This window comes from Methylobacterium sp. GC_Met_2, from assembly GCF_026540795.1.
Classification (GTDB): domain Bacteria; phylum Pseudomonadota; class Alphaproteobacteria; order Rhizobiales; family Beijerinckiaceae; genus Methylobacterium.
Genome location: NZ_JALNUM010000003.1, coordinates 38045 through 64171 on the forward strand (window position 1 = coordinate 38045; position 26127 = coordinate 64171).

At 67.1% G+C, this 26127-nt stretch carries 23 protein-coding genes; 12 read left to right on the top strand and 11 right to left on the bottom strand.

Annotation, left to right across the window (positions count from 1 at the left end; translation table 11 throughout):
• Positions 1-191 precede the first annotated feature (191 nt).
• Complete coding sequence (locus OXS49_RS01935; protein ID WP_267421279.1) at positions 192-2057, top strand: ABC-F family ATP-binding cassette domain-containing protein; 1866 nt, start codon at positions 192-194, stop codon at positions 2055-2057.
• Between the two features lie 7 nt (positions 2058-2064).
• On the opposite strand, the gene OXS49_RS01940 is transcribed toward OXS49_RS01935, so the two are convergent.
• Complete coding sequence (locus OXS49_RS01940) at positions 2065-3366, bottom strand: aspartate aminotransferase family protein (protein ID WP_267421281.1); 1302 nt, start codon at positions 3364-3366, stop codon at positions 2065-2067.
• An 88-nt stretch (positions 3367-3454) separates the two neighbouring features.
• Between OXS49_RS01940 and OXS49_RS01945 the strand changes: the two genes are divergently transcribed.
• Together OXS49_RS01945 and OXS49_RS01950 are read left to right on the top strand one after the other, a co-directional pair.
• Complete coding sequence (locus OXS49_RS01945) at positions 3455-3865, top strand: LysR family transcriptional regulator (protein ID WP_267421284.1); 411 nt, start codon at positions 3455-3457, stop codon at positions 3863-3865.
• Between the two features lie 30 nt (positions 3866-3895).
• Positions 3896-4234 (top strand): hypothetical protein, encoded by a 339-nt coding sequence (locus tag OXS49_RS01950; RefSeq protein WP_267421286.1) that lies wholly within the window; start codon positions 3896-3898, stop codon positions 4232-4234.
• A gap of 86 nt (positions 4235-4320) precedes the next feature.
• Here OXS49_RS01950 and OXS49_RS01955 read toward each other — a convergent pair whose 3' ends face one another.
• Together OXS49_RS01955 and OXS49_RS01960 are read right to left on the bottom strand one after the other, a co-directional pair.
• Positions 4321-5043 carry a hypothetical protein gene (locus OXS49_RS01955; RefSeq protein WP_267421288.1) on the bottom strand — a complete coding sequence of 241 codons (723 nt, stop codon included), beginning with the start codon at positions 5041-5043 and terminating at the stop codon, positions 4321-4323.
• 679 nt (positions 5044-5722) lie between these two features.
• Positions 5723-7054 (bottom strand): MFS transporter, encoded by a 1332-nt coding sequence (locus tag OXS49_RS01960; protein ID WP_267421290.1) that lies wholly within the window; start codon positions 7052-7054, stop codon positions 5723-5725.
• A gap of 190 nt (positions 7055-7244) precedes the next feature.
• On the opposite strand from OXS49_RS01960, the gene OXS49_RS01965 reads away from it, so the two are divergent.
• From OXS49_RS01965 to OXS49_RS01990, 6 genes are all read left to right on the top strand, one after another.
• Positions 7245-8318 (top strand): WcbI family polysaccharide biosynthesis putative acetyltransferase, encoded by a 1074-nt coding sequence (locus tag OXS49_RS01965; RefSeq protein ID WP_267421292.1) that lies wholly within the window; start codon positions 7245-7247, stop codon positions 8316-8318.
• 104 nt (positions 8319-8422) lie between these two features.
• Entirely contained in the window at positions 8423-9451 is a 1029-nt protein-coding gene (locus OXS49_RS01970) for an alpha/beta hydrolase (RefSeq protein WP_267421294.1), read from the top strand.
• A 151-nt stretch (positions 9452-9602) separates the two neighbouring features.
• Positions 9603-10040 (top strand): heme-binding protein, encoded by a 438-nt coding sequence (locus OXS49_RS01975; protein ID WP_244006817.1) that lies wholly within the window; start codon positions 9603-9605, stop codon positions 10038-10040.
• A 2-nt stretch (positions 10041-10042) separates the two neighbouring features.
• Positions 10043-11629, top strand: coding sequence for a peptide ABC transporter substrate-binding protein (locus tag OXS49_RS01980; protein ID WP_267421297.1), 1587 nt, complete (start codon positions 10043-10045; stop codon positions 11627-11629).
• Complete coding sequence (locus tag OXS49_RS01985) at positions 11626-12549, top strand: ABC transporter permease subunit (protein WP_267421299.1); 924 nt, start codon at positions 11626-11628, stop codon at positions 12547-12549. Before OXS49_RS01980 ends, OXS49_RS01985 begins: the two co-directional genes overlap by 4 nt.
• Positions 12546-13640 (top strand): ABC transporter permease, encoded by a 1095-nt coding sequence (locus tag OXS49_RS01990; RefSeq protein WP_346016922.1) that lies wholly within the window; start codon positions 12546-12548, stop codon positions 13638-13640. The genes OXS49_RS01985 and OXS49_RS01990 overlap by 4 nt, the downstream gene beginning before the upstream one ends.
• A gap of 4 nt (positions 13641-13644) precedes the next feature.
• Here OXS49_RS01990 and OXS49_RS01995 read toward each other — a convergent pair whose 3' ends face one another.
• The 6 genes from OXS49_RS01995 to ugpC form a co-directional block, all read right to left on the bottom strand.
• Positions 13645-14601: a D-2-hydroxyacid dehydrogenase family protein gene (locus OXS49_RS01995; RefSeq protein ID WP_244006822.1), complete on the bottom strand. Its 957-nt coding sequence runs from the start codon at positions 14599-14601 to the stop codon at positions 13645-13647.
• Between the two features lie 45 nt (positions 14602-14646).
• Positions 14647-16272, bottom strand: a complete 1626-nt coding sequence (locus OXS49_RS02000; protein ID WP_267421302.1) for a dihydroxyacetone kinase subunit DhaK — start codon at positions 16270-16272, stop codon at positions 14647-14649.
• Positions 16273-16645: 373 nt separating this feature from the next.
• Entirely contained in the window at positions 16646-17491 is an 846-nt protein-coding gene (locus tag OXS49_RS02005) for a carbohydrate ABC transporter permease (RefSeq protein WP_267421490.1), read from the bottom strand.
• An 89-nt stretch (positions 17492-17580) separates the two neighbouring features.
• Complete coding sequence (locus OXS49_RS02010; protein ID WP_267421304.1) at positions 17581-18537, bottom strand: sugar ABC transporter permease; 957 nt, start codon at positions 18535-18537, stop codon at positions 17581-17583.
• 23 nt (positions 18538-18560) lie between these two features.
• Positions 18561-19865: an ABC transporter substrate-binding protein gene (locus OXS49_RS02015; RefSeq protein WP_267421306.1), complete on the bottom strand. Its 1305-nt coding sequence runs from the start codon at positions 19863-19865 to the stop codon at positions 18561-18563.
• 74 nt (positions 19866-19939) lie between these two features.
• Positions 19940-21001: a sn-glycerol-3-phosphate ABC transporter ATP-binding protein UgpC gene (ugpC, locus tag OXS49_RS02020; RefSeq protein ID WP_244001874.1), complete on the bottom strand. Its 1062-nt coding sequence runs from the start codon at positions 20999-21001 to the stop codon at positions 19940-19942.
• 257 nt (positions 21002-21258) lie between these two features.
• On the opposite strand from ugpC, the gene OXS49_RS02025 reads away from it, so the two are divergent.
• The 3 genes from OXS49_RS02025 to OXS49_RS02035 are packed head-to-tail and all read left to right on the top strand — an operon-like array spanning position 21259 to position 24162.
• On the top strand, positions 21259-22452 hold the full coding sequence (locus OXS49_RS02025) for a fumarylacetoacetate hydrolase family protein (protein WP_267421313.1): 1194 nt from the start codon (positions 21259-21261) through the stop codon (positions 22450-22452).
• A 47-nt stretch (positions 22453-22499) separates the two neighbouring features.
• Positions 22500-23867, top strand: coding sequence for an FAD-binding oxidoreductase (locus tag OXS49_RS02030; RefSeq protein ID WP_267421315.1), 1368 nt, complete (start codon positions 22500-22502; stop codon positions 23865-23867).
• A 10-nt stretch (positions 23868-23877) separates the two neighbouring features.
• On the top strand, positions 23878-24162 hold the full coding sequence (locus OXS49_RS02035) for a DUF167 family protein (protein WP_267421317.1): 285 nt from the start codon (positions 23878-23880) through the stop codon (positions 24160-24162).
• Between the two features lie 35 nt (positions 24163-24197).
• Here the strand turns inward: OXS49_RS02035 and OXS49_RS02040 are convergent, their stop codons facing one another.
• Both OXS49_RS02040 and OXS49_RS02045 read right to left on the bottom strand, forming a co-directional pair.
• Positions 24198-25127, bottom strand: coding sequence for a 3-keto-5-aminohexanoate cleavage protein (locus OXS49_RS02040; protein ID WP_267421319.1), 930 nt, complete (start codon positions 25125-25127; stop codon positions 24198-24200).
• A gap of 2 nt (positions 25128-25129) precedes the next feature.
• Positions 25130-26053 (bottom strand): 3-hydroxyacyl-CoA dehydrogenase, encoded by a 924-nt coding sequence (locus OXS49_RS02045; RefSeq protein WP_267421320.1) that lies wholly within the window; start codon positions 26051-26053, stop codon positions 25130-25132.
• Positions 26054-26127: the final 74 nt, after the last annotated feature.

The window sequence follows — 26127 nt, forward strand, 5'->3', positions numbered from 1 at the left end:
ATGGGCTCTGAATTGTGAAACTGGCTCGATGAAAGACCTTGCTTCGGGAGTGATGCGATTCCGTTAAAAGGCTGCCCCCTCGAAGCAGCTTTCAGCGACGAGGTCATTTTCCATACCGTTTGCGGCGCTGCACGTGGTACGGCCAGTGGCGGGAGCTTGCCTCTCTGCCTCCGGACAGCCAGAACGCCGCCATGCTGCGCGTCAACGACCTCACCTACCGCTTCGGCGACCGCCTGATCCTCGATGCCGCGAGCTTCACGATCCCGGAGGGCGCGCGCGTCGGCCTCGTCGGGCGCAATGGCGCCGGCAAGACCACGCTGTTCAAGGCGATTCTCGGCGACCTTCCGGTGGACGCGAAATCGGTCTCGTTGCCCAAGGGCATGCGGATCGGTGCGGTCGCCCAGGAGGCCCCGGCCGGCCCGGAGACGCTGCATGCGGTAGTGCTCGCCGCCGACACCGAGCGCGCCCGGCTGATGGCGGAGGCGGAGACCGCCGATGGTCTCCGCCGCGCCGAGATCGAAACGCGGCTCGTCGATATCGGCGCTCACTCGGCGCCGGCCCGCGCCGCTGCGATCCTGCATGGCCTCGGGTTCGATGCCGCCGCGCAGGGCCGGCCCTGCGCGGATTTCTCGGGCGGCTGGCGAATGCGAGTGGCGCTGGCTGCCGTACTGTTCTCCGAGCCGGACCTACTGCTCCTCGACGAGCCGACCAACTACCTCGATATCGAGGGCACGCTGTGGCTCTACGACTACCTCGAGCGCTACCCGCGCACCGCGATCATCATCAGCCACGACCGGGACCTGCTCGACACCAGCGTCGACCACATCCTGCATCTCGACCGGGGCAAGCTGACGATCTACCGCGGCGGCTATACGAGCTTCGCCAAGCAGCTCTCCGAGAAGCGCGTGCTCCAGGCCAAGGCAAAGGCCAAGCAGGATGTCGAGCGGGCGCACCTGCAGAGCTTCATCGACCGGTTCAAGGCCAAGGCCACCAAGGCGCGCCAAGCGCAGTCGCGGATGAAGCGCCTCGCCAAGATGGAGCCGATCGCGGCTTTGCTCGACGACGACGTGCCGGTGATCCACCTGCCGAGCCCCGAGAAGCCGCTGTCGCCGCCGATCGTCGCGATGGAGCGGGTGAAGGCCGGCTATGGCGACCGGATCGTGCTGACGGGCCTCGATCTCAGCCTGGCCCCGGACGACCGGGTGGCGCTGCTCGGTGCCAACGGCAACGGCAAGTCGACATTCTGCAAGCTGATCGGTGGACGTCTCGGGCCGGTCGCCGGCGAGGTAAAGCGCTCTTCCAAGATGGAGGTCGCCTATTTCGCCCAGCACCAACTCGATGAGCTGCGCCCCTCCGAGAGCGGCTATGCGCATGTTCGGACCCTGATGCCCGACGTGCCCGAGGCGAAGGTTCGCTCCGCCACCGCCCGGCTCGGCTTCGGCGCCAACAAAGCGGACACGCCGGTCGAGAAGCTTTCGGGCGGCGAGAAGGCGCGGCTGCTGATGGGGCTGGCGGCCTTCCATGGACCGCATCTGTTGATCCTCGACGAGCCCACCAACCACCTCGATATCGAGAGCCGGCAGGCGCTGGTCGAGGCCATCAACGACTACGAGGGGGCCGTCATCCTTGTCTCGCACGACCGCTTCCTCGTGGAGGCCTGCGCAGACCGGCTGTGGCTGGTGGCCGACGGCACCGTGAAGACCTTCGACGGCGACATGGACGATTACCGCCGCCTCGTTCTGGCGGGCCCGGACCGGGACGACGAGCGGGAGGCGGAGCCCGCCGGCGGCCAGAAGGCCGAAGCACGCCGGGCGGGGGTCGAGCGCCGCGCTGCCCTAGCACCGCTGCGCAAGCGACTCGAAGCCATCGAGGCGCGCATGGCGAAGTTGACCGCTGCCATTCAGAAGATCGATGCGGCCCTGGAGGATGGTTCTGCCTTCCGGGAGAACGCCGCCAAGGCCGGCGAGATCGCCAAGATGCGTGCGGACGCGGCCAGCGCGCTCGCTGCCGCCGAGGAGGAATGGCTGGTGGTCAGCAGCGAGATCGAGGCGGCGTGAGCGCTGGCTACGTACAGGAATCCAGCGCGCGCTCGAGAATGTCGACGCCCAGGTCGATCTCAACGTCTGTGGCGGTGAGCGGCGGCGCGATGCGGAACACGCCGCCCAAGCCGGGCAATTGAACGATGTTCATGCTGAGGCCGAATTCCAGGCAGCGCCGGGTGATGGCGTCGCCAAGTTCCGGCGCTGGAGCCTTCGTGGCCCGGTCCGCTACGATCTCGACACCTTGAAGCAGTCCGCGGCCGCGCACGTCCCCAATGCAGGCGAAGCGTTGCTGGAGGGCGCGCAACCGTGTGGCGAGCCGGGCGCCAGCTTCTTCAGCCCGCGCAACCAATCCGTCCCGCGCGACGATCTCCAGCACCTTCAGACCCACCGCCGCCGGGAGCGGGTCGGAGACGTGTGTGGTGTAGAAGAGGAAGCCGCGCGCGTGGCAGAGATCCTCGATTGCCGGCGTGGTCAGGACGGCCGCGAGCGGCAGGCCGGCGCCCAGCGTCTCCGAGAGTGTCAGGATATCGGGCACCACGCCGTCGCGCTCGCAGGCGAACATCAGTCCCGTGCGACCAATCCCCGTTTGGGCCTCGTCGAGGATCAGCAGCATGCCGCGCTCGGTGCATTTACCCTTCAGTGCGGCGAGGTAGCCCGGCGGCAGGTCGATGATGCCGCCTGAGCTCAGGATCGGCTCTGCGAGAAAGGCCGCGAGGTTGCCGGTCGATTGCCGATCGATCAACGCGAACGCGTAATCGAGTTCAGTCCGCCAGTCGGGCACGCCGTCCTTCTCGAAGGCCGGGCGATAGGCGTTCGGCGCCGGGATCGCGAAGGACCCGGTCGGGGCCGGGCCGTAGCCCTTCCGGCCGGCGCTGTAGGTCGCCGAGGCCGCCCCCGCGGTCATCCGGTGCCAGGACTGGGCGAAGCTCACCACCTCCCAGCCGCCCGCGGCAAGCTTGGCCATGCGGAGGGCGGCCTCGTTGGCCTCGGCCCCGGTGGTCAGCAACAGGGCTCGTTCGAGTTCGCCGGGCGCGAGTCGGGCCAATTCGGTGGCGAGGTCGACAACAGGCCGGGTCAGCATCCCGCTGAACAGATGGTCGAGCCGGCCAATGTGATCCGCAACCACGGCGGCGATCTCGGGATGGCCATGGCCCAGGATCGCGCTCATCTGGCCGGAGGTGAAATCGAGTATTTTTCGGCCGTCGGCGTCGTAGACGAAGCTGCCTTCCGCGCGCTCGATGATCAACGGCGCGAAGGCCCCGCCGTAACGGATCAGGTGTCGGCGCGCCCGTGCCCAGAAATCCGGATCGTCGTTCCGCGTCATGGCTGCTCCTTCTCGCTGCCGGCCATGTTAGGGGAGTCGTGGATCGCCAAGCAGCTTATAGTTTTGGAGGGAGCATTCAGCGGCGCTGATGACACGCAGCCTCCACATCGACCTCCTGCGCAGCTTCGCTAGCGTGGCCGAGACGGGCGCGCTCAGCCGGGCGGCGAGCCGAATCGGCCGGAGCCAAGCTGCGCTCAGCATGCAGATGAAGCGGCTGGAGGATCTCGTCGGCCAGCCGCTCGTGACGCGGACCGGCCGCGGCGCCGTGCCGACCGTGCAGGGCGAGCGCTTTCTGATCCACGCCTGCCGCATCCTGTCGTCGCACGACGAGGCCCTGGCGGAATTTTCCGACGGGAGTTTGAGCGGGACGCTGCACTTCGGCTGCCCGGACGACGACGCGCAAGCCTTCCTGTCGAACCTGCTGCGCGGTTTCGCACAACACCACCCGGCGGCGGCGATCGAGGTGATCTGCGGATCGACGCCCCGTCTCCAGGCGTAGTTCGATCGCGGCGGCCTCGACCTCGCCCTCGTGTCGGTCCCGCTCGCGGCCGACCGAGCGATCCTGCGGTGCGAAAATCTCGTCTGGGTGGTGCCACGCGACCAGTCAGGTCTCTGGACTGATCCCGTCCCGCTGGCGCTGGGCGATCCCGATACCCTCGACCACCGGGCCGCCGTCGCCGCCCTCGACCGCGCCGGACGCGGCTACCGCATCGCCTACGCGAGCGGCAGCCGGTCCAGACTTCTGGCCGTGGTGCGCTCCGGCCAGGCCGTCGCGGTGCTGACCCGTTCCGCGGTCCCGGCCGATTTGCGGATCCTCATAGCCGCCAGCGGTTTACCGCCGCTGGCGCGAATCGGTATAACGATCTGAATCGAGGAGCGGCATGCCTCGCCCCTGGCACGCGCTTTCGCTCGGCATGCCAGAGAAATCCTTCCGGCTCTGTGAGGCCGCGTCGATCAACCCTCCTCAGGCGGACGGTGGACCGGTTTACTCAATCCATGCGCCTCGTCCCCGATGCGATCGTTCGGCCAGAATAGAAGGATCTCTTCGTTGTCCACGGGAATCCAATTGATGTGCGTGTCCGGGTGAGTGTCGCTGAAGGCCTTGTAATTCTCCGTGTCACAAAGCAGGTAGATATTTTTTTCAAGTATGGTCTGCTCTTTGATGGTCGATCCTTTGCGCGTCTCGGGCTTGACGTTCGTGTCCGCCATCGTGAGGCCGCGAAACTTCCGGTCCGGCACATCCGGAAAAGCCGCACTGCACGCCGCCATGACCCGCGGATTATCGTATTGCACGATCGTGTCGGCCCCGACCTTCCTGGTCAGGCTGTGTTCGAGCCGAACATCCTCGATCCAATTCCGGTTCGACGCACTGACCGCCTTGGCGGGCTCCGGCGAAACGACAGGCGCTGTCACGACGGCCGCAGCGGCCTCCGTGATCTGGGAGGCGTGGACGTATCGTGTCTCAAACTCCGCTGTGCTGACCGCTTGCGTCTTCGTGTTTGCCAGCGACAGCATGGCGTCGGCAGTTCCCGGCGCCAGCGTGTAGGTCGGCCGCGGATCGATTGCCTTGGGCTGAACCAGCGCAACGGCTTTCAATGATGCCAACGCGGCCGCATCGTCCGGCTGAGATTTCTGCGCGGCTGCTGCGACCGCGGCCGTCGACGGTACGTAATCCATGTCCCATTCCCCCACCCGCAGAGCCAATCGGAAACTAGCAACCTCCCCGCTTGAGCTTGTCTTATTGATTGTCGTTGGGCCATAAGGATATAAACTTGAGCATATATTGGACTTTCGCCAATATATCTTCCAGTGTTGTTTCTGCGCGCGGCACATGCCGATGATGTCGCGTCACGTATCGATCTTTAGGTCGCGGCGTCGGCAACGGAAGAATTCGTTTTCGGATCCGCGTACCGAACACTGGCTGGCCTTCGTTCAGGAAGGCGCAGATAGATATTTCGACCCATGGTAAGAGACCGGCCGATGGCGCTGGCCTGCAGGCCGATGCGATGCCGCTATCGTTGCACGATAATTGGGCGGACGAGCATTGATGCCTCGACCATCAGCAACCCAGCGGCCATCATGTCCGCGGGCAGCGCATCTTGGAGCTTCATGCTCCAAGTTCGTAATGTTACGCCTGAATGCTTGCATGTCAACGATGTGACGCGTCCTAAAAACACCGTCCGAACAAGATTTTCTGCGGAAGCGGCGAGTACTTTTTCTTGACCATGACCAGGCTACGGGCCTAGCAGCTTGGACGAGTACATTCCTGATCGGTGCCGTGTCGAGGCACCATCAGGTACAATCGTTCGTTATTTCATTTCGGCTGGTTTTCCCGTCTCGGATGCAGCACGTCCGGTCAGGCCCGAATGACCTGCGCCGGCGGCTTCCGCCCGCGGCCGAGTCCGAGCACGAGGAGGCACACCAGTCCCGAAAGGACGACCAGGGGGAGGAGCCCCAGCGGATAGCTGCCGGTTGCGTCCTTGATGACGCCGAGCATGTAGGTCCCGACGAAACCGCCTATATTCCCGATCGCATTGATCTGCGCGATGCCGGCCGCGGCGGCCCCGGCCGAAAGCCATTCCGTGGACAGCGCCCAGAACGGCCCCTTCACCGTATAGGTCGCGGTCACCGCGAGGCTCAGAATCAGGATCGTGGGCAGCAGCTGCGTCGTGGCGATCGCGGCGGCAAGGCTCAGTGCCAGCAATCCCAGGGGGAGCGCCGTGTGCCACACCCGCTCGCGGTTCCGGTCCGAGGAGCGGCCCCACAGGATCATCAGGGCCGAGGCCACGCCAAACGGGATCGAGTTCAGCAGGCCAGTCTGCAGGTTGGTCAACCCGAAGGATTTGATGATCTGCGGCTGCCACAACGACAGGCACTGGCTGGCCCCTGAGGCACCGGCATAGATCAGCGAAGCGGCGAGCACGTAACGGTTGCGCATGACCTGCCAGACCGAGAGGTGCCGCGCCGGCGCAGCCTCACCCAGCACCACGGAGGCGCGTTCGGCGGCGAGCCTCTCCTGAAGCCACGCGCTCTGCTGGGGCGTCAGCCACCGTGCCGAGCCGGGGCCATCGGGCAACAGGAAGAAGGCCGCGAAGCCGAGCAGAACCGCCGGCACCGCCTCCAGGATGAACAGCCATTGCCAGCCGCGCAGACCCAGCATGCCGTCGGTGTCGAGGATCGCGGCTGAGATTGGCGAGCCGAGGAAGCTGGAGATCGGGATCGCCACCATGAAGACGGCCACGATCCGCCCCCGATAGGCGCGCGGGAACCAGTAGGTCAGGTACAGGATCACGCCCGGAAAGAAGCCGGCCTCCGAGGCACCCAGGAGAAGGCGCACCGCGTAGAAGGAATACGGCCCGACCACGAACGCCATGCAGGCTGAGACCAATCCCCAGGTGATCATGATCCGGGCGATCCAGATCCGGGCGCCGAACCGTTCCATGGCGAGATTGCTCGGCACCTCGCACAACACGTACGACACGTAGAACAGGCCACCGCCAAGCCCGAACTGTGCGGCCGAAAGCCCGATATCGTGGTTCATCTGCAAGGCCGCAAAGCCGGCATTCACCCGGTCCACGAACGCCACGAAATAGGCGAGCATCAGGAATGGCAGGATGCGCCCGGTCACCCGACGCAGCGTCGCGCGCTCGATCTCCGGGATCGCCTCCGAAGGCTGCGTCGGGGCCATGCCTGTTCTCCTCGCGTCGTCGTTAGGCATGAGCGAGTCATTCCGCGCAGGCCAGCCGTGAACGGCGACAGCGTTGTGGGTCTGTGATTTCGTGGCATCCACCGAGGGATGAAAACGCCGAGGCTTCGCCAAGGATCTCAACCGACGGCTGCGGTTTGCCCACGGCGTACGGACATGCGAGAGAAGCGGCATGTTAACCGTCGATAGCCTTTGGCGCGCGCGGCACCGCCTCGCGCAGTTCGGGAAGAAACGGACCGGAGCGCCGCGGATCCTCGTCATCGGCGTGTGCCAAGCTGGCGCGATCGCGAAGGCGATGCGCTATCTGCTGCCCGATGCGCAGGTGGATTTCGTGTCGGCCTTCACGGCGGCACGGCGTTTTCCGCGGCTTGCCGACCTGATGGCGCATGCGGACGGGTACGACCACGTCTTCTCAAGCATTTACCTGCCGCGCTTCAAGGGCGGTGGCACGATCGACACCCTGCGAACCCATCCGAAGGTGCGGCTGATCCCGACGATCGTGTTCGGGGCCTACCACCCGGACCTGATCCATGTCGGCGTGCAGGACGCCGTGACGCTGAACGGCCTGATCTCCGGCCCTATGGGGCATTCGCATTCGGCGATCACGCTCTACGCCTACCTCGCCGGCTTCTCGCAGGCTCAGGCCCTGCGTCTGTTCTCCGAGCCGGTGTTCGAGCGCCTCGGCTACTTCGATCTCTGGGATGAATCGGTGGCCTACCTGCGGAGTTTGGGCCGGCAGGCGGATTACGACCTCGACACCCATCTGACTCGCTGGGCGCGGCGCGGGTGCTTCATGCACTCGATCAACCACACGAAACTGTTCGTCGTGTCCGATCTTGCCCGGGGTTTGCTGACCAAGGCCGGTATTCCGTTCGAGGAATGTGATCTTGATGCTTTCCTGCCGGACGATCTGGGCGGCCAGGGGAGCTGGCCGGTCTACCCCGAGATCGCGCAGCATTACGGCATTCCCGGCAGCGCCATGTTCTTTAAAGCTGAGACCCGGCGTTCCGGGCCGGCCCGCACGATGAGCCGCGCCGCGTTCGTGGCGGCCGCCTACGCCAATTATGATCGACGCGAGCGCAATCTTCTGGTGTCCCAACGCGTCCAAGGTTGGCGCAACGATGCGCCGACGGTCGACTTCCTGCGCGAGGCGGCAGGCCGCGGCGACGCTCCCACCCGGCCAGCGACGCGGGTTCCCTCGGTCAGCGCAGGTGGGTCCGGCAGCTTCGCCGGACACGCCTCGTAGCGCATCACGGCACGGGCGATCGCGAGGCGTCGGCCCGGCACTTCCCGCGTCCAGCGGCGTTGTCGCCCGACGCCTGAACCGGCGTGCCCGATATGAGGTGCCCGATGGACCTTCAGCCTCGGCGACGCAGCGGCCGCTCCGCAGCTGCGGCCGCCCTGACGCTTGCCGGCTCGGCTGCCGGTCTGTTCGCTTGGAGCCGGCTCCGCGTCGCCCAACGAATGCCCCTTCCGCCGGCGCTGCCGGGCCGTCGCGAAACGATCGCAACGCAGCGCGCCGGGGACCTCTCGTTCTACGCGTCGACCGAAGCCGAGGGCGTGCCGCTCCTGCTGATCCACTCGATCAACGCCGCAGCGAACGCCTACGAAGTCCGGCCGCTTTATCTGCATTTCCGGACGACGCGGCCGGTCTACGCCCTCGACCTCCCCGGCTTCGGTTTCTCTGAACGGTCGCGCCGCCGCTACACACCGCGGCTGATGGTGGAGGCGATCCACGCCATCGTGGCGGAGATCCGGCATCGCCACGGGGGCATCCCAGTCGACGCCATGGCACTGTCCCTGTCCGCCTCCTTCCTGGCGCGGGCGAGCCTGGAACAGTCCGATGCCTATCGCAGCCTCGCGCTCATCAGCCCCACGGGCTTCGACGGGCAACTTTCCGGCGATGGACCGCCGGATGGTCACCGCGGGCGCGACTGGCTGCTTAATCTCCTCGACCGGCTGCCCTTCGGCCGGCCGCTGTTCGATGTGCTGGTGACGCGGCCGAGCATGCGCTTCTTCCTGCAGAAGACCTTCGGCTCGAAGAAAATCGACGAGGCGCTCCTCGATTACGACTACGCTTCGGCCCACCAGCCCGGGGCGGAGCACGCACCGTTCTGCTTCGTGTCGGGCCACCTCTTCCCGACCGACACCACGCGCCTCTACGAGCGACTGCGCCTGCCGGTCTGGATGGTCCATGGCGAGCGCGGCGACTTCGTCGACTATCAGCACGAGACGCGCGTCGCTGGTCGTCCGAACTGGCGGATCGACACTTTGACGACCGGGGCGTTCCCGCATTTCGAGCGGCCCGGGACGGTCACGGCCGCCTACGAGTCGTTTCTCGCGAGCATCACGGGCGGTCTGGCGGATCGCCCGGCGTGATCCCGCCAGACGGCACAGGACGATGCGCATCACGTTTACCGGACCTGTCGGCACACACGGTCGTGTCCCGTGCTCCCCGGCGGTGGACCCGCCGCAACACCACCCATAAGGTCGCGATCACCGCTCAAAACGACGCAAGTTCTGGACACCGATGATCGACCTGACCCTCGAAGCCGCCCGCACCATCGTCGATACGGCACTCCGGGAGGCCAGGACACGGAGCCTGAAGCCGCTGGCCGTCGTGGTCTACGACGCCCGCGGGGCGCTGAAATGCGTCTCGGTCGAGGACGGTACATCCCTGCGCCGGGCCGAGATCGCCTGCGGCAAGGCCAACGGCGCGCTGGCATTGGGCCTCGGCTCCCGGGCGATCCATGCCCGCGCCGAAGCGCAACCCTACTTCGTAGCGGCCGTGACCCATGTGGCTGGTCCCGCCGCGCTAGTGCCGGTGCCCGGCGGCGTCCTGATCCGTTCCGGTGAAGGCCGTCTTCTGGGCGCGGTCGGCATCTCGGGCGACACCTCAGACAACGACGAGATCTGTGCGGTCGCAGGCATCGAGGCGGCCGGCCTCGCGCCGGAGACCGGCGCCTGATCATGCGCCCGCGCCGACGCGACTGGCTTGCGGGCGCTGCCGTGCTCGCAACTGTGCGTCCGGCCGCAGCATCGGAGTCGATCTACCGCCGCGGCAACGATGCCGATCCCGAAACCCTGGATCCACACCGTTCCTCCACGGTGGCGGAAGCCCATATCCTGCGCGACCTCTGCGATGGGCTCCTTACCTACGACAACGAGGGCGCGATCATTCCGGGGGCCGCGCGGGCTTGGAGCGTCTCCGAGGACGGCCTGACGCTCAGGTTCGATCTCAATCCCGACGGACGCTGGTCGAACGGCGGACCGGTCACCGCTGCGGATTTCGTCTTTTCGCTGCGCCGGATCCTCGACCCGGCCACGGGGGCGAAATACGCCGAGATCCTGTTCCCCATCCGCAACGCCGCTTCGGTCAATCGCGGCGAGAAGCCGGTGGACGCCCTCGGCATCACCATGGAAGGCCCGCTCCAGCTCACGATCACACTCGAACAGCCGACACCCTATATCCTCGAACTCCTCACCCATCAGACCGCCGTGCCGGTGCATCGGGCCTCGGTGGAGCACTACGGCGACGCCTTCACCCGGCCGGGCAACCTCGTCACCAACGGGCCCTATCGGCTCACGGGGAGCGTGCCGGGCGGCGCGGTCCAGCTGGAAGCCAATCCGCATCATCCCGACGCGGCGTCCATCGCGATCCGGCGGGTCGACTTCGTGCCCACCTCCGACCTGGCGGCGGCCGTGCGCCGTTACGCTGCCGGAGAACTCGACTCCCTCGCCGACCTGCCCGCCGATCAGATCGGCGACTTGCGCCGCCGGTTCGGCACCCAGGTGGTGCTCGGACCTTCGCTCGGGCTCGCGGCCCTGGCGGTGAACACCCGCAAGGCGCCGTTCTCGGACCGGCGTGTCCGTCAGGCGCTGTCCCTCGTGATCGACCGGGAATATCTGGCCCTTGGGCTGAACGGCGGGACCATGAGCCCGGCCTATTCCCTGTGCCCGCCCGGCCTCGACAATTACCGGACGCCGCCCGAGACCCCGGGCGGCTCAGGGCTCCCGATTGACCATGAGGAACAGGCCCGCCGGCTGCTGGGCGAGGCCGGTTTCGGCCCGGACCGGCCCCTCACGGTGGAGTACCGGTTCAACGCCAGCGACAACAACCGCACCGTCGCGGTGGCGATCGGCGAGATGTGGCGCGACCTCGGGATCGTGACCCGCTACGTCTACACCGATGCCAAGACCCATTTCGCCTACCTGCGCGACGGCGGCGACTTCGACGTGGCGCGGATGAGCTGGATCGCCGACTATGCCGATCCGCAGAACTTCCTGTTCCTGCTCCAGACCGGGAACGACGGTTTCAATGCCGGCCACTGGTCTGATCCGGCCTACGACGCGCTCCTGGCACGGGCCGCCGCCGAACGCGACCTCGCCCGCCGGGCCGGCCTGCTCTACGACGCGGAGGCGATCGCGCTGCGCGAACTGCCCTGGATCCCGCTGATGCACTACCGCTCGAAGGCGCTGATTGCGCCGCGGTTGCACGGCTATCGCCCGAATGTCCGCAACGCGGCGCCGACGCGCTTCCTGAGGCTCGACGCGTGATCCGCTTCATCGTCCGCCGCCTTGCCCAATCGATACCGACGCTGCTCGCCGTCATCACCGTCAGCTTCTTCCTGATGCGGCTCGCGCCCGGCGGCCCGTTCGACTTGGAACGGCCCCTGGCACCGGCCGCGATGGAGAATCTGAGACGGGTTTACGAACTCGACCGGCCGTTGATCGTACAGTTCGGCAGCTATCTCGCGTCACTCGCGCACGGCGATCTCGGGCCGTCCTTCTCGTTCCGGGACATGCCCGTGCTCGACCTGATCGCCCGGGGCCTGCCGGTTTCGGCGACGCTTGGGGGACTGGCACTCCTGCTGGCGGCGGGGCTCGGCGTCGGGATCGGGATCGCGGCGGCGCTCCAGCGCGGCGGCGCGATCGACCGCCTCCTCGGCATCGGCGCGGCGCTGACCGTGTCGCTGCCGAGCTTCGTAGTCGCGCCACTCTTTCAGATCGCCTTCGGACTCACCTTACGCTGGCTGCCGCTGAGCGGCTGGGGCGATGGCGCGCCGAGCCATCTCGTCCTGCCGGTGATCACCCTGGCCCTGCCGCAGGTCGGCGCCCTGGCGCGGCTGACCCGGGCTTCGCTCGGCGAGGTGCTGCGCACGCAGCCGATCCGAACCATGCGCAGCCTCGGCCTGCCGCCGATGCGCGTCACCCGGCACGCGCTGCGGGGGGCACTTCTGCCCGTGGTCGCCTATCTCGGGCCGCTGGCCGCATCCCTGCTCACCGGATCCGTGGTGGTCGAGACGATCTTCGGCCTGCCCGGAATCGGCCGCTACTTCGTCGAAGGCGCGCTGAACCGCGACTACACCCTCGTCATGGGGACGGTGCTGCTGGTCGCCGGGCTGGTGATTACCCTCAATTTCTTGGCCGACCTCGCCTGCGCCTGGCTCGATCCGCGCCTGCGGGTCGCAACGTGACGGCAGCGCCGCGCCCGGCGAGCCGGATCTTTACCCGCCTCATTCGGATGCGCAGCGCGCTAGCAGCCCTTGCCGTGCTGATCCTGATCGCGCTGACCTGTCTCACCGGCCCCGGCTTGACCGGCCACGATCCGGACCGCACCTATCCGGACCTGCGCCAATTGCCGGCCGGTGTGGCAGCGCAGCCGGATGAGGCCCATCTCGGTCCGGCGCTGGTACGCCTCGCTTTCCGGATGCGGGTTCGGCTCGAGGCGGTGGTGCGCGACCGCGATACCCTGCGTCTCACCCTCGGCTCCGACTCGGGCGTGGACCGGCGCAGCCTTGTCTACCTTCCGCGCTCCGGGCTGTTCGGCACCCCCACGATCGCGGAGGAGCGCGACGGCGGCCGCAGCCTCGTGGTGGCGGTGCCGATCCGGCGCCTGCATTTCCTGCTCGGCACCGACGTGCAGGGTCGCGACCTGCTCACCCGGTGCCTGACGGCTGGAAGGGTGTCCCTGGCGATCGGCCTCGCGGCCAGCCTCGTGGCCCTGCTGATCGGGGTCGCCTACGGCGCAACGGCTGGCTTCCTAGGCGGGGCGGTGGATGCTGCGATGATGCGGTTGGTGGATGTGCTGTACGCCCTCCCCTTCGTGTTCTTCGTCATCCTGCTGCTGGTTTTCTTCCGCCCGAGCCTCACGCTGATGCTGGTGGCGATCGCGGCCGTGGAATGGCTCGACATGGCCCGCGTGGTCCGCGCCCAGACGCTGTCGCTGCGCGAGCGCGACTTCGTTCGCGCCGCTCGAGCGCTCGGCGTCGGGGCGCCTGGCATCATCGCGCGCCACATCGTGCCCAACACCCTCGGTCCGGTCGCGGTGACCGCGACCTTGCTGGTCCCACAGGTGATCCTGCTGGAGAGCTTCCTGTCGTTCCTTGGCCTCGGTGTGCAGGAGCCGCAGACGAGCTGGGGAGTCTTGGTCGCAGATGGCGCGCGTTCGATCGAGGCGGCGCCCCACATGCTGGCCGCCCCGGCCCTGTTCCTGATCGCCACACTGGTGGCGCTCAACCTGTTCGGCGACGGGCTCGCCGACGCGCTGGATCCGCAGGCCGGATAAGGGTTCAGGTCAGGGTCCGGATCGGGGAGCCGGCGAGCCAAGCCTCGATGTCGTCCACCGCCTGGGTGAAGTACGTCCGGTAATTGTCCCGCGTGACATAGCCGAGATGCGGCAGCGCCAACACGTTCGGCAGCCGGCGGAATGGGTCATCAGCGGGCAGCGGCTCGGTCTCGAACACGTCGAGGCCTGCGCCGGCGATCCAGCCCTCCTCAAGTGCCCGCAGCAAAGCCGCCTGATCGACGATCGGGGCCCGCGACGTGTTCACCAGATACGCGCTCTTCCGCATCCAGCGCAGCTCGGCCTCACCGAGGAGGCCGCGAGTCCGCTCGCCCAACACGAGGTGGATCGAGACGACATCGCTCGCCTCCAGCAGGGCTTCCTTCGAGGCCGCGCGCTCGACGCCGGCCACGGCTGCCCGGCCCTCGTCGAGGTTCGGGCTCCAGGCGATCACCCGCATGCCGAAGGCGCGCCCAATCGCGGCGACCCGTGTTCCGATCTTGCCGAGCCCCAGCAGGCCGAGTGTTGCCCCCGCGAGATCGGTCCCGAGGGTGCTCTGCCAGGGGCCGCCGGTGCGCAGCGCATGGCTTTCCTGAGTGACGTGGCGGGCAAGGCCCAGGATCAGCGCCCAGGTCAGTTCGGTCGGCGGCGTCGGGCTCGAATCCGTTCCGCAAACCGTGATGCCCTGCGCCTTCGCCGCTGCGACATCGATCGCGAGGTTGCGAAGACCGCTCGTGACCAGCAGTTCGAGCCGCGGCAGCCGTTCGAGCAAAGCGGCCGGGAACGGTGTACGCTCCCGCATGATCACCAAAATCTCGGCCTGATCGATCCGCGCGACCAGAGACTCGCGATCCGGGATAGGCTCCGAGATCGCGGAGACCGCGACCCGGTCGGCGAGGCGTGTCCAGTCAGCCAGCGGCAGGGCCACCTGCTGGTAATCGTCGAGGATCAGGCAGGTCCGCATGGCGATGGCGTAGGCCGCGTCTGACCAGGGGTCAATCGCGGCACGCTACACGCTGGCCAGGGCTGCAAACGCCTCCGCGACTCCGGCGGCTCCGGGATCCTGCACCCCGGCGAGATCCCCGCTGGCGAGGTAGCTGGAGCGCCCGGCACCGGCTCGATCCATCCCGGCGGTGGCCTCGGCACCTGCGTGAGCCGCCTGGGCCGCCGCGCTGAGGTCGCCACCCTTCACAGCATCGACAGCGGGGATCAGCGCATCGAGGAGCGTGCGGTCGCCCTGCTTGGCGCCGCCATAGCCCTGCACCCGGGCCACACCCAGCGCCAACGCATCCGGCCAAGCGGCGCCGTCGGCGAACGCAGCGGCGGCCGCAGCGAAGAAGATCGAGCCGAGCACGCCGCTCGATCCGCCGACCGCCCGGCCGATCCGCTCGGCCAGCGCTCGGCACAGGGCAGCGGGATCGGCCTGCGGCAGCCCTTCGAGATCGGCCAGCACGGCGCGAGCTGCGCCCGCGAAGGTCGTGCCGGCATCGCCGTCGCCGACCTTGGCGTCGAGGGCATTGAGCTTTGCCTCAGCGGCGATCAGGGCCCGCGCGACCGCGGCGATCCGGGCGCTCGTGACCGGATCCTGCGACGGTGTGAACGTCTCGCCAGCCAGCCCCTCCGGTATCGGGTGGAGGGTCGGCGGTACGATCCGTACCGCGCCGGGCCAAGCAGGCAGCGGCACCGGCGCGACCAGGGCGGCTTCGAGCGCATCATCCAGCGGCAGGACCGAGAGTGAAGCCCCGTGCATGTCGAGCGCCGTCATCAGCGGCGCGGGCCCGATCAGCAGGCGGACGCGCTTGCCAAGATCGGTGGCCAGCACCGCCCGGGTCAGAATCTGCATCTCAAGCGCGGAAGTGGAGCCGAGATTGTTCACGAGCAGCGCCAGCCGGTCGCCTGTCACAGTACCGGACAGGCGCTCGGCCATCATCAGGGCTAGCTCGCCGGCCGGGGGCAACGCAATGCGTTCCACGCCGGGCTCGCCATGTATGCCGAGGCCGAGCTCAGCCTGCCCCTCCTCCAGACGTTCGCTGCGCGGCGAGCCGGGGATCGTGCAGGTCGAGACCGCGATGCCGAGCGATTTCGCCGCCTCCGCTGCCCGGCGGGCGAGGGCCGCCACGTCCTCCAGCGGGACGCCCGCCTCGGCTGCGTGACCGGCGACTTTGTGGACGAACAGAGTGCCGGCGACACCGCGGGGCTGCTTGGCATCCGGAAGGGCGATGTCGTCGGATACGATCACGGTCTCGACGCGGTGTCCCAAGGCCCTGGCACGCTCCGCGGCCAGTCCGAAGTTCAGCCGGTCGCCCGCATAGTTCTTGACGACGAGCAGGCATCCGGCTGGCCCCGTTACGGCAAGGATCCCGGCCAGCACCGCATCGACGCTCGGCGAGGCGAAGACATCGCCGCACACGGCGGCGCTCAGCATCCCGGGCCCGACGAAGCCGGCATGGGCCGGCTCGTGACCGGAGCCGCCCCCGGACACCACCGCGACCTTGCTGGAATTCAACTCCGCACGCAGCACGACGCGGATGCCGGGATCGCCGTCGAGCCGAGCGAGGCGTCCACCGCTCGCGGCGATCAGGCCGTCGAGGGCGTCGTTGACCAGGGTGGCGCGGGCGTCGATGAAATGGGCCATGGCGTGACCTTCGGTGGTGCGGTCCGCGATTCTGTGTCAGCGGCGGTGCGTATTGTCTGCGCAATCCGGCTGTTTGGGCAACCGTCACGGTCGTTGCGAGCCGAACGATCGCGCCGCGCCACCAGCCCCTTCAAGGTGCTGGGTCAAGCACGAGGGCTCACGGCGGGCGACCCCATCCCGGACAGGGGGATCGGCAGCGGAACCTGATCCGGGATCCGGCGCGCTTCTCGGATCACCGCACAACATCCTGAAAGGGATGGCTGCGCCTGCGTCTCCAACACGCGCCCTCGTCCTGAGCTTCAGCGCTGCGCTTCGGCACATCGGGATGAGGTGGAGCGATGCACGGCCCGTAAATTGAGGTCCCGTCCGAACGTCACTCCTTCACCGCACCGGTGAGGGCCGAGACGTAATATTCCACGAAGAACGAGTACAAAATTACCAGCGGCAGCGATCCGAGCAGAGCGCCGGCCATCAGGGAGCCCCACTTGTAGACGTCGCCGTCGACGAACTCGCTTACAACCGCGATCGGCACGGTCTTGTTCTGCGTCGAGGACAGGAAGGTCAGCGCGTAGATGAACTCGTTCCAGCAGAGCGTCAGGGAGAAGATCCCGGCCGAGATCAGGCCCGGGAAGGCCAGCGGCAGGATGATCTTGGTAAGGATCTGCCAGCGGCTCGCGCCATCCATCAGCGCGCACTCCTCCAGCTCGTAGGGAATGGTCTTGAAGTAACCCATCAGGAGCCACGTCGAGAACGGGATCAGGATTGTCGGATAGGCGAGGATCAGGGCGATCGGTGAGTCGAACAGCCCGTAGGCCTGAACGATGGTGGCCAAAGGGATGAACAGGATCGAAGGCGGTACGAGATAGGCCAGGAAAATCGCCGCCCCGACCCAGCCGGCGCCTCGATAGCGCACGCGGACGCAAGCGTAGGCGGCGAGCACGCTCGCGAACAGAGACAGCGCGGTGGCGGCCACCGACACGTACATCGTGTTCCAAAGCCAGCGCGGATACTGCGTCTCGAACAGCAGCTTGTGAATATGCTTGAACGTCGGTTGCACCACCCAGAATGGGTTGTAGTGCTCCATGTCGATCAGCTGCTCGTCCGGTTTGATGGCGGTCAGCGCCATCCAGTAGAACGGGAACAGCAGCACAACGAGAATGATCGCGAGCGGCAGGTAAGTCGTCACCAGCCGCCGCGGTAGACGCTCCAGATAGGCCATGCCCTCCGAATTATCGGTGAGGCCAACCGGCTGGGCGGCCAGGACGGGATTGAGATGCGGATCGGCATGGGCGGGCGGTGCGGGTGCGCTCAACGGTCGGACTCCCCGGCCTGCCAGGCCCGGCGCTGCAGGCCGAACCACGAGATTCCGATGGCGGCGAGCAGGAACGGCACCATGGCGGTGGCGATGGCGGCCCCCTCCCCCAGCGTGCCCGATAGGATGCCGCGCTGATACGACAGGGTCGCCATCAGGTGCGTGGCGTTGACCGGGCCGCCGCGGGTCATGGCCCAGATCAGCTGGAAATCCGTGAAGGTGAACAGCACTGAGAAGGTCATCACCACGGCGATGATCGGCGTCAGAAGCGGAAGGGTTATTCGCCAGAAGATCTGCCAGTTCGAGGCGCCGTCAAGCGTCGCGGCCTCGTAGAGGGAGGGCGAGACCGTCTGGAGCCCGGCAAGCAGCGTGATCGCGATGAACGGTACCCCGCGCCAGATATTGGCGAAGATCACGCAGGCCCGGGCCATGGCCGGCTCGCCCAGGAAGTCGATGTTGCCGTCGATCACCCCGAGATGCCGCAACGACCATGAGATGATCGAGAACTGGCTGTCGAAGATCCACCAGAACGCGATGGCTGACAGCACGGTCGGGACCACGAAGGGGATCAGCACGATCGACCGGACGATCGCCTTGAACGGCATGTTCTTGTTGAGCAGCAAGGCGAGGTAGAGCCCCACCGCGAACTTCACCGCCGAGGCGACCGCCGTGTACAGGCAGGTGTTGAACACCGAGAGCCAGAACACGTCGTCGTCCCAAAGCCATTCGTAGTTCTCCAGGCCAATGAACACCCCATCCCGGCCGATCCGCGTATTGGTGAAGGACAGCCAGATGCCCTTCAGAAGCGGATAGGCCAGGAACAGGCCGAGGATCAGCGCGGTCGGCAGCATGAACCAGAAGCCCGCCCAGCCGCGGCTCGCCCGCAGGCGCTTCCAGCCTGAGCGGGTCGGGACCGCGACTGGGGCGGGTTGCGTCAAGGCCGTGTGCGCCATGCTGTCGCCTCTCGCGCCGCAAGTCAGGTGTTGCGGAAGATGCGCTGGGCGGCGCGCTCGGCGTTCTTGATCGCGCCCTTCACGTCCTCGCGACCGGTGCAGTGGCTGGCGAACATGTCGACCACCACGAAGTCCGCCAGCACCGCCGCGATGCGCTCGCTCACCGGCGCGAGCCCGCCTGCCGCCAGGGAACGCCGCCCGGCCTCGGCGAAGACCGCGTTCTTCGGGTCGGCCGTCCAGATCGGATTCTTGGGATAGTTCGACAGCGGCTGGCACAAGTAGCCTTGTGCCTGCTCCAGCCACGGATTGTAGTTCGATGCCTCCATCATGAAGGCAATGAACGCCTTGCAGGCATTGGGCGCCTTCGAATACTTGAACGCCAGGATCGGGAAGGCAAGCTGGAACTCGGTCGGCTTGCCGACCGGGCCGACCGGCCAGACCGCGTGATCCATGTCCTCGGCGAGTTTCGGGTTGTCCTTCTTGGCGGCGGCGTAGATCGAAATGCCGTTGTTGGTGAGATACAGGTCGCCCGCCAAAAACGCCTTGTTGTTCGAGGAATCGTTCCACGAGACGGTGCCGGGCACAAAGGTCTCGTAAAGCGATTTGACGTATTCGAGCGCTTTGGCGGTCTCGGGTGAATTGATGACGATCTTCTCGTTGGCATCGACCAGATTGCCGCCATGCGACCAGAGCGCCCAGTGACACCACGTGTTGCCGTCGCCGGTGGCGTGGCCGAGCGCGAAACCGGCAGGCGTATTATTCTTCTTCAGGCCGCGGCAGAGTTCGAGAAAGCCGGCAGTATCGGTTGGAAACTTTTCGAACCCAGCCTTCTTCATCGCCGAGATGCGGTAGTTCGGGTATCCGCCGTTGAAGGCAACGGGGATCGCGATCCACTTGCCCTTGACCTTGCCGTAGGCCTCCGCGGACGGGAACCACGGGCCATACTTCTTGGCGAGGGACTCGGCGACATCCTCCAGCTGCAGGCACTTGTCGGGGAAGAGCGCCGGGAACGAGAACAGGCCCCAGACCATGTCGGGGCCCTGCCCCGTATTGGCCGCCACGGACGCCTTGGGCTGGATGTCGTCGTAGGATTCGTTGCTGACCGTGATCTTGACGCCGGTCGCCTGCGTGAAGGCATCGACCATCTTGAGGAAGGCCTCGTCCTCGCTCGGGATGAAGCGCTTCCAGCGCAGGAGCGATAGGCTGGCCCCCGGCTCGGGCTTCCACTCGGAACTCTGCGCCCAGGCCTTGGCGAAGCCGAGGAGGTCGCCGCCTGCAACGAGCGCGGCAGCGCCGGCGAGGAGGGAGCGGCGGTCGGTACCTTGCATGGGTGGCTTCTCCCGGGATGTGTCGCTTAGTGGGACCGGTTTACCGTCCCGCCGTCCGAGCGTTCGGAAGCCGTTCAGGTGGGCAGACGACGGCCGGTCTCGGCATCGAAGAGGTGCACGCGGTTCGGGCGCAGGAAGACGGTTTCGCCCGGCCGTTCGGTCACGCGTTCGCGCAGGACGCAGGTGAGATCGTGGCCGACCGCACGCACCGCCAGCATGGTCTCCGAGCCGGTGGGCTCCACGACGACCACCTCTGCGGCGATCCCGTCCGGGGTGAGATCGAAATGCTCGGGCCGGATCCCGAGGACGAGGGGCTTTCCTTCGACGCCGACCGGTATGTCGGTCAGCGGGATGGTCAGGCCCGTATCGGTGACGAAGGTCAGGCTGCCGTTCGCCCGGATCTTGCCGGACAGGAAATTCATAGCCGGCGAGCCGATGAAACCGGCGACGAACAGGTTGTCGGGCCGGTCGTAGAGTTCGAGCGGCGGTCCGATCTGCTCAACCACGCCGTCGTGCATCACCACGATCCGGTCGGCCATCGTCATGGCCTCGATCTGGTCGTGAGTGACGTAGATCGTCGTGGTCTTCAGGCGCTGATGCAGCTCCTTGATCTCGGTGCGCATGGCGACGCGCAACTTCGCGTCGAGGTTCGAAAGAGGCTCGTCGAACAGGAACACCTGGGGATCACGCACGATCGCCCGCCCCATGGCGACGCGCTGGCGCTGCCCGCCGGAGAGCTGGCGCGGATAGCGGTCGAGGAGATGGGTGAGCCCGAGGATCTGCGCGGCCCGATTGACCCGCAAGTCGATCTCGGAGGCGGCCGCTTTCCGAATCCGCATCGAGAACGCCATGTTCTCGCGCACGGTGAGATGCGGGTAGAGCGCGTAATTCTGAAACACCATCGCGATGTCCCGCTCCTTGGGCGGTACATCGTTCACGACCCGCTCGCCGATGCGGATCTCGCCGCCGGAGATGTTTTCCAGCCCGGCGATCATCCGCAGGAGCGTTGATTTTCCGCAGCCCGACGGGCCGACCAGGATGACGAATTCACCATCCCGGATGTCGACCGAGACACCGTGAAGGATGTTCGTCGATCCAAAAGCCTTGCGTACCTCGCGGATTCCCACCGAGGCCATGCTTCCTCCCGATCTAGGCCGCTCTGTCGGCAGCTCTGTGAATACAGTACACGGGAGCGTGAGCAGGAAAGCAAGGCGTCACCTTCATCATCCTGCAGAATATCCCGGTTCTGTCATTCGTCCTCGAACGGGTGGGTTACGGGGCGGTCGTGGTGAAACGGCGCTCAAGCCACAGCTCTCATTCGGGATGCTAAGGCTGCGCCGCCCCGGCCCGGAAGCAGGCTGCGGGACCGGCCATCTGGGGACAGGGGAGCACCATGCCGCTATCGGGTCTGAATGCGCACGCGATCCTGCCCGTAGACGGATGCCGCGGTTCGCTCGTGGGTCGGGTTTGGCGTCCGGACGCGCAGGGTCCGAGCGTCGTGGCGATCCGCGCAGGTGCGTCTGGCGAGGCGCGGGTGATCGATGTCACGCCCCGTCTGCCTACGGTGAGCGACCTGTGCGAGCAGCCCGATCCCGCCGCCGCCCTGCGGGACGTTCAGGGTGAGGATCTCGGCAGCCTCGATACCATCCTTGCGAATACGCCGCCGGATGCCCGCGATCCGAACCGGCCGTGGCTTCTCGCTCCGGTCGATCTCCAGGCCCTCAAGGCCGCGGGCGTCACCTTCGCGACCTCCATGCTGGAGCGGGTGATCGAGGAGCGCGCCCGGGGCGACCTCGCGGCCGCAGCGACGATCCGTGCCGAGGTCGAGCGCTTGGTCGGCCAGGACCTGCGGCGGCTCAAGCCCGGCTCGGCCGAGGCGATGGCGCTCAAGGCCGTGCTGGTCGCGCAGGGCGCATGGAGCCAGTATCTCGAAGTCGGCATCGGCCCGGATGCCGAGATCTTCACCAAGGGGCAGCCGCTCTCGGCCGTGGGCTGCGGCGCGGATGCGGGCCTCCACCCGGAATCGCATTGGAACAACCCGGAGCCCGAGGTGGCGCTCGCAGTCGCGTCGGATCAGCGGATCGTCGGCGGGACGCTCGCCAACGACGTCAACCTGCGCGATTTCGAGGGCCGCTCGGCGCTGCTCCTCGGCAAGGCCAAGGACAACAACGCCTCCTGCGCCGTCGGGCCGTTCCTGCGCCTGTTCGACGAGACCTTCGATCTCGACACGATCCGGCGCACCACCGTGACGTTGGAGGTGACCGGCGCGGAGGGGTTCCGCATGGAGGGTACCTCGCCGCTGGCTGAGATCAGCCGCAATCCCGACGAACTGGTGGCAGCCCTGATGGGGCGCACGCACAACTACCCGGACGGTGCCTTGCTGCTGCTCGGCACGATGTTCGCCCCGATCGAGGATCGGCACGGGCCAGGCCTTGGCTTCACCCATGTCGAGGGCGACCAAGTCGTGGTGGCGAGCCCGGAACTCGGAAGCCTCGTCAACCGCATGCGCCCGTGCGACGCTTGCGAGCCCTGGACCTTTGGGGCCCGCGCGCTGATGCGCAACCTCGCGGCGCGCGGATTTCTATGACACAGCCTCGGGCTCCAGCGCCGACATTTCCCGTCGAGACCCTGCCGATGACGAACGCCGCCCTGCTCGACCGCCTCGCCGCGATCGTCGAACCGTCCGGCCTCGTCACCGGTGACGAATTGCGCCAGCGCTCGGCCAACTGGACGCGACCCACCGAACCCTGCGCGGCCTTCGCGTTGGTCCGCCCGCGCAACACCGCGGAGACCAGCGCCGTGCTGGCAGCCTGCCAGGAAGCGCGCGTCGCGGTGGTGCCGCGCGGCGGCGCCACCGGGCTCGTGGATGGGACGCTCTGCGCGCCCGACGAGATCACGCTCTCAACCGAGCGGATGACCCAGATCGAGCCGGTGGATCCGCTCGGCATGACCGTCGTGGTCGGCACCGGCGCCACTCTCGAAAGCGTGCAGAACGCAGCGAGCGACAGCGGCCTGTTCTTTCCCCTCGATCTCGGCGCCCGGGGCTCGGCCACGGTCGGCGGCGCGATCTCCACCAATGCCGGCGGCCTGCGTGTGTTGCGCTACGGCATGATGCGCGAGATGGTGCTCGGTCTCGAAGCGGTGTTGGCCGACGGCACGGTGGTGTCCTCGATGCGCCCGCTGATCAAGAACAACACCGGGCTCGACCTGAAGCAGCTCTTCATCGGCACCGAGGGCACGCTCGGCATCATCACGCGGGCGGTGCTGCGACTGCGTCCGGAGCCGGCCGGTTACGCGACCGCGCTGATCGCCTGCCCCGGCGTGGATGACGGCGCCAGGGTCCTGCGCGCGGCGCAGAGTGCATTCCAGGGGCGCGTCTCGTCCTTCGAAGGCCTGTGGCCGGATTTCTACCGGGTGATGACATCCCCCGGCCGGGCGACCCCGCCGCTCGACCACGACTATCCGTTCTACGCGATCATCGAAGTCGAGTGTGTCCCCGAGGAATCCGAGCGGTTCCTCGGCCTGCTGGAGCGCCTGATGGGCGAGGGTACGATCCTTGATGCCGCAATCACCGCCTCCGAAGAGCAGAGGCGCGGGATGTGGCGTATCCGCGACCGGGTGGAGCACCTGAACGCCGACGGGCTCGACCGTGCCTTCGATGTTAGCGTACCGCTGGCGAAGATGGACGGCTACGTGCGCGGTGCGCTCGAACGGCTCAACGCGATTCCGGGCTGCCGGGCCGTGGTCTACGGCCATATCGGTGACAACAACCTGCACTGGAACACGAGCCGTCTTGATACCGTCGGCAACGCCGCGATCGATGCGGCGATCTACGAGCCGCTGGCCGGGTTGAACGGCTCGGTTTCGGCCGAGCACGGGATCGGGCTGGAGAAGCGGGGCAAATTGATGCTGTCGCGCTCGCCTGAAGAGATCGCCGCCATGCGCCTCGTGAAGCGGGCGCTCGATCCGGACAATCGGCTGAACCCCGGCAAGATCTTCTGAGACCCGCCCGATGACGGTTCGGCTGGCGGTGCGGCTGACACCCCGCGGCGGGCGGGACGCCACCGAGGGATGGGCCCGGGACGAGAAGGGCCAGCCCTACCTGAAGGCGCGCGTCGCCGCCCCGCCGGTGGAAGGCGCCGCCAACGCTGCGCTGGAGAAGATGATCGCCAAAGCGCTTAAGGTGGGCCGGGGTTCGGTGCGGATCGCATCTGGCGACCAGAGTCGGTTGAAGATTCTGGAGATCGACGGGATCGCGCAGGTGGATTTGGAGCGGGTGTTCGGCCAGCCCGGTTGAGCCACTACGGAAGCTGCCAACCGCCACGCTCGGCTTCAGAACGCGACCTTGTCGCCCCCCTTCAGCGCCAGCATCTCGCGCGCCTCGTCGGGCGAGGCCACGGCGAGCCCCAGCCCCTCGATGATCGACCGGACGCGCCGGACCTGCGCCGCATTGGTCTCGGCGAGCTTGCCCGGCCCGTCCCAGAGACTGTCCTCCAGACCCACGCGGACGTTTCCGCCCATGGCAGCCGCCATGGCGGCAATGTTCATCTGGTTGCGGCCCGCCCCGAGCACCGACCATTGGTATTGATCACCGAACAGCCGGTCGGCGGTTCGCTTCATGTGCATCACGTCGTCCGGATGCGCGCCGATGCCGCCTTGAAGTCCGAATACCGTCTGGATGAACAGCGGCGCCTGCACGAGGCCGCGATCGAAAAAGTATTTCAGATTGTAGAGGTGAGCGGTGTCATAGCACTCGAACTCGAACTTGGTGCCGTTCGGGCCGCAGGTGGTCAGGATGTGCTCGATCTGACCAAAGGTATTCCGGAAGATAATATCCTTGTTGCCGAGGTAATCACGCTCCCACTGGTGCTTGAGGTCCTTGAACCGATCGAGCATGCCGAATAGCCCGAAATTCATCGAACCGAGGTTCAGGGAGGCGACCTCCGGCTTGTAGGTCGCGGCCGGGCGGACCCGCTCCTCGATCGACATGGTCGGCGCGCCGCCGGTGGTGATGTTCACCACGCAGGATGAGCGCTGCTTGATCACGGGCAGGAACTTAGCAAACGCCTCGGGCGACTGGTCCGGTTGGCCGGTCTCCGGGTTGCGGGCGTGCAGGTGAACGATGGCGGCACCCGCCTCGGCGGCTCCGATAGCGGCGTCGGCGATCTCTTCGGGCGTCACGGGCAGGTGCGGCGACATGCTGGGTGTGTGGATCGCGCCCGTCACCGCGCAGGTGATGATGACTTTCCGCTGTGAGGCCATGCTCAATCCTCCTGTGAAACCTTGTGGGCCCGGAGCGCCGCCAGCCGCGTGTCGCGGCGGCGCATCCGGGCCGGCAGATCGGGTTTGTGCGGCCATTGAGCCAGGATCGCCTCAGTCGCTGGCACCGCGTAGACCGAAGGCGGCGCCGGATCGGCGGCGAGGCGCTGATAGAAACCCGTGTAGCGCGCGCAGTAATCGGCGATGCCGCCCGGTGCGTTGAGCTCGATCGTCTCGAACGGCCCCATGAAGCTCCAGCGCAAGCCGAGCCCGTCCGCGACGGTCCGGTCGAGATCCTGCGGGCTCACGTAGCCCTCCGCGGCGAGCCGAAACGCTTCCGCCAGCAGCGCGCCTTGCAGCCGGTTCAGGATGAAGCCCTCGATCTCCTTGAGCACGGTAATCGGCACCTGTCCCATCTGCTCGTAAACAGCCCTGGCCCGAGCCAACGCCTCCGGGGTCGTCCACGGCGCGCCGCTGATCTCCACCAGCGGAATCAGGTGGGGCGGGTTGACCGGATGGCCGATCAGGCAGCGCGCCCGGCCCGGCAGGTCCTCGGTGAACAGGGAGCACCGGATCGCCGAGGAGGACGAGGCCAGGATGGCGTCAGCGGGCGCATGGGCGTCGAGTTCGGCAAACAGCGTTTGCTTGGCGATCAGCGTCTCTCGACCGTTCTCCTGCACGAAACTGACGCCGTCGAGGCACGAAGCGAGGGTCGCGAAGGCCCGGATCCGGTGTCCGGCCACCGTCGGCTCGGCGCAGAGCCCATTGCCGGCCAGGACGTGCAGCCCATCGGCACAGAGCGGGATCGCTGCCTCGGCGACGCCCGCGGCGGCGTCGAACAGACGTACATCCCAGCCGGCGCGGGCGAAGATCATGGCCCAGGCCCGGCCGATCAGGCCGACCCCCACGATCGCGACGCTGCCGGTCATGACAGCCCTCCTGGGATACGCTCGGACGCAGCATGCGTTCACGCTGTGATCACAGATCACTAGCGGGATCGATC

Coding starts and splice junctions, on each gene's coding strand:
- OXS49_RS01935 (WP_267421279.1), top strand. CDS start 192: ATGCTGCGCGTCAACGACCTCACCTACCGCTTCGGCGACCGCCTGATC.
- OXS49_RS02010 (WP_267421304.1), bottom strand. CDS start 18,537: ATGGCGCACACGGCCTTGACGCAACCCGCCCCAGTCGCGGTCCCGACC.
- OXS49_RS02035 (WP_267421317.1), top strand. CDS start 23,878: ATGACGGTTCGGCTGGCGGTGCGGCTGACACCCCGCGGCGGGCGGGAC.
- OXS49_RS02030 (WP_267421315.1), top strand. CDS start 22,500: ATGACGAACGCCGCCCTGCTCGACCGCCTCGCCGCGATCGTCGAACCG.
- OXS49_RS01960 (WP_267421290.1), bottom strand. CDS start 7,054: ATGGCCCCGACGCAGCCTTCGGAGGCGATCCCGGAGATCGAGCGCGCG.
- OXS49_RS01940 (WP_267421281.1), bottom strand. CDS start 3,366: ATGACGCGGAACGACGATCCGGATTTCTGGGCACGGGCGCGCCGACAC.
- OXS49_RS02045 (WP_267421320.1), bottom strand. CDS start 26,053: ATGACCGGCAGCGTCGCGATCGTGGGGGTCGGCCTGATCGGCCGGGCC.
- OXS49_RS02005 (WP_267421490.1), bottom strand. CDS start 17,491: ATGGCCTATCTGGAGCGTCTACCGCGGCGGCTGGTGACGACTTACCTG.
- OXS49_RS01955 (WP_267421288.1), bottom strand. CDS start 5,043: ATGGATTACGTACCGTCGACGGCCGCGGTCGCAGCAGCCGCGCAGAAA.
- OXS49_RS01980 (WP_267421297.1), top strand. CDS start 10,043: ATGCGCCCGCGCCGACGCGACTGGCTTGCGGGCGCTGCCGTGCTCGCA.
- OXS49_RS02040 (WP_267421319.1), bottom strand. CDS start 25,127: ATGGCCTCACAGCGGAAAGTCATCATCACCTGCGCGGTGACGGGCGCG.
- OXS49_RS01970 (WP_267421294.1), top strand. CDS start 8,423: ATGGACCTTCAGCCTCGGCGACGCAGCGGCCGCTCCGCAGCTGCGGCC.
- OXS49_RS01945 (WP_267421284.1), top strand. CDS start 3,455: ATGACACGCAGCCTCCACATCGACCTCCTGCGCAGCTTCGCTAGCGTG.
- OXS49_RS02000 (WP_267421302.1), bottom strand. CDS start 16,272: ATGGCCCATTTCATCGACGCCCGCGCCACCCTGGTCAACGACGCCCTC.
- OXS49_RS02025 (WP_267421313.1), top strand. CDS start 21,259: ATGCCGCTATCGGGTCTGAATGCGCACGCGATCCTGCCCGTAGACGGA.
- OXS49_RS01995 (WP_244006822.1), bottom strand. CDS start 14,601: ATGCGGACCTGCCTGATCCTCGACGATTACCAGCAGGTGGCCCTGCCG.
- OXS49_RS02015 (WP_267421306.1), bottom strand. CDS start 19,865: ATGCAAGGTACCGACCGCCGCTCCCTCCTCGCCGGCGCTGCCGCGCTC.
- OXS49_RS01975 (WP_244006817.1), top strand. CDS start 9,603: ATGATCGACCTGACCCTCGAAGCCGCCCGCACCATCGTCGATACGGCA.
- ugpC (WP_244001874.1), bottom strand. CDS start 21,001: ATGGCCTCGGTGGGAATCCGCGAGGTACGCAAGGCTTTTGGATCGACG.
- OXS49_RS01965 (WP_267421292.1), top strand. CDS start 7,245: ATGTTAACCGTCGATAGCCTTTGGCGCGCGCGGCACCGCCTCGCGCAG.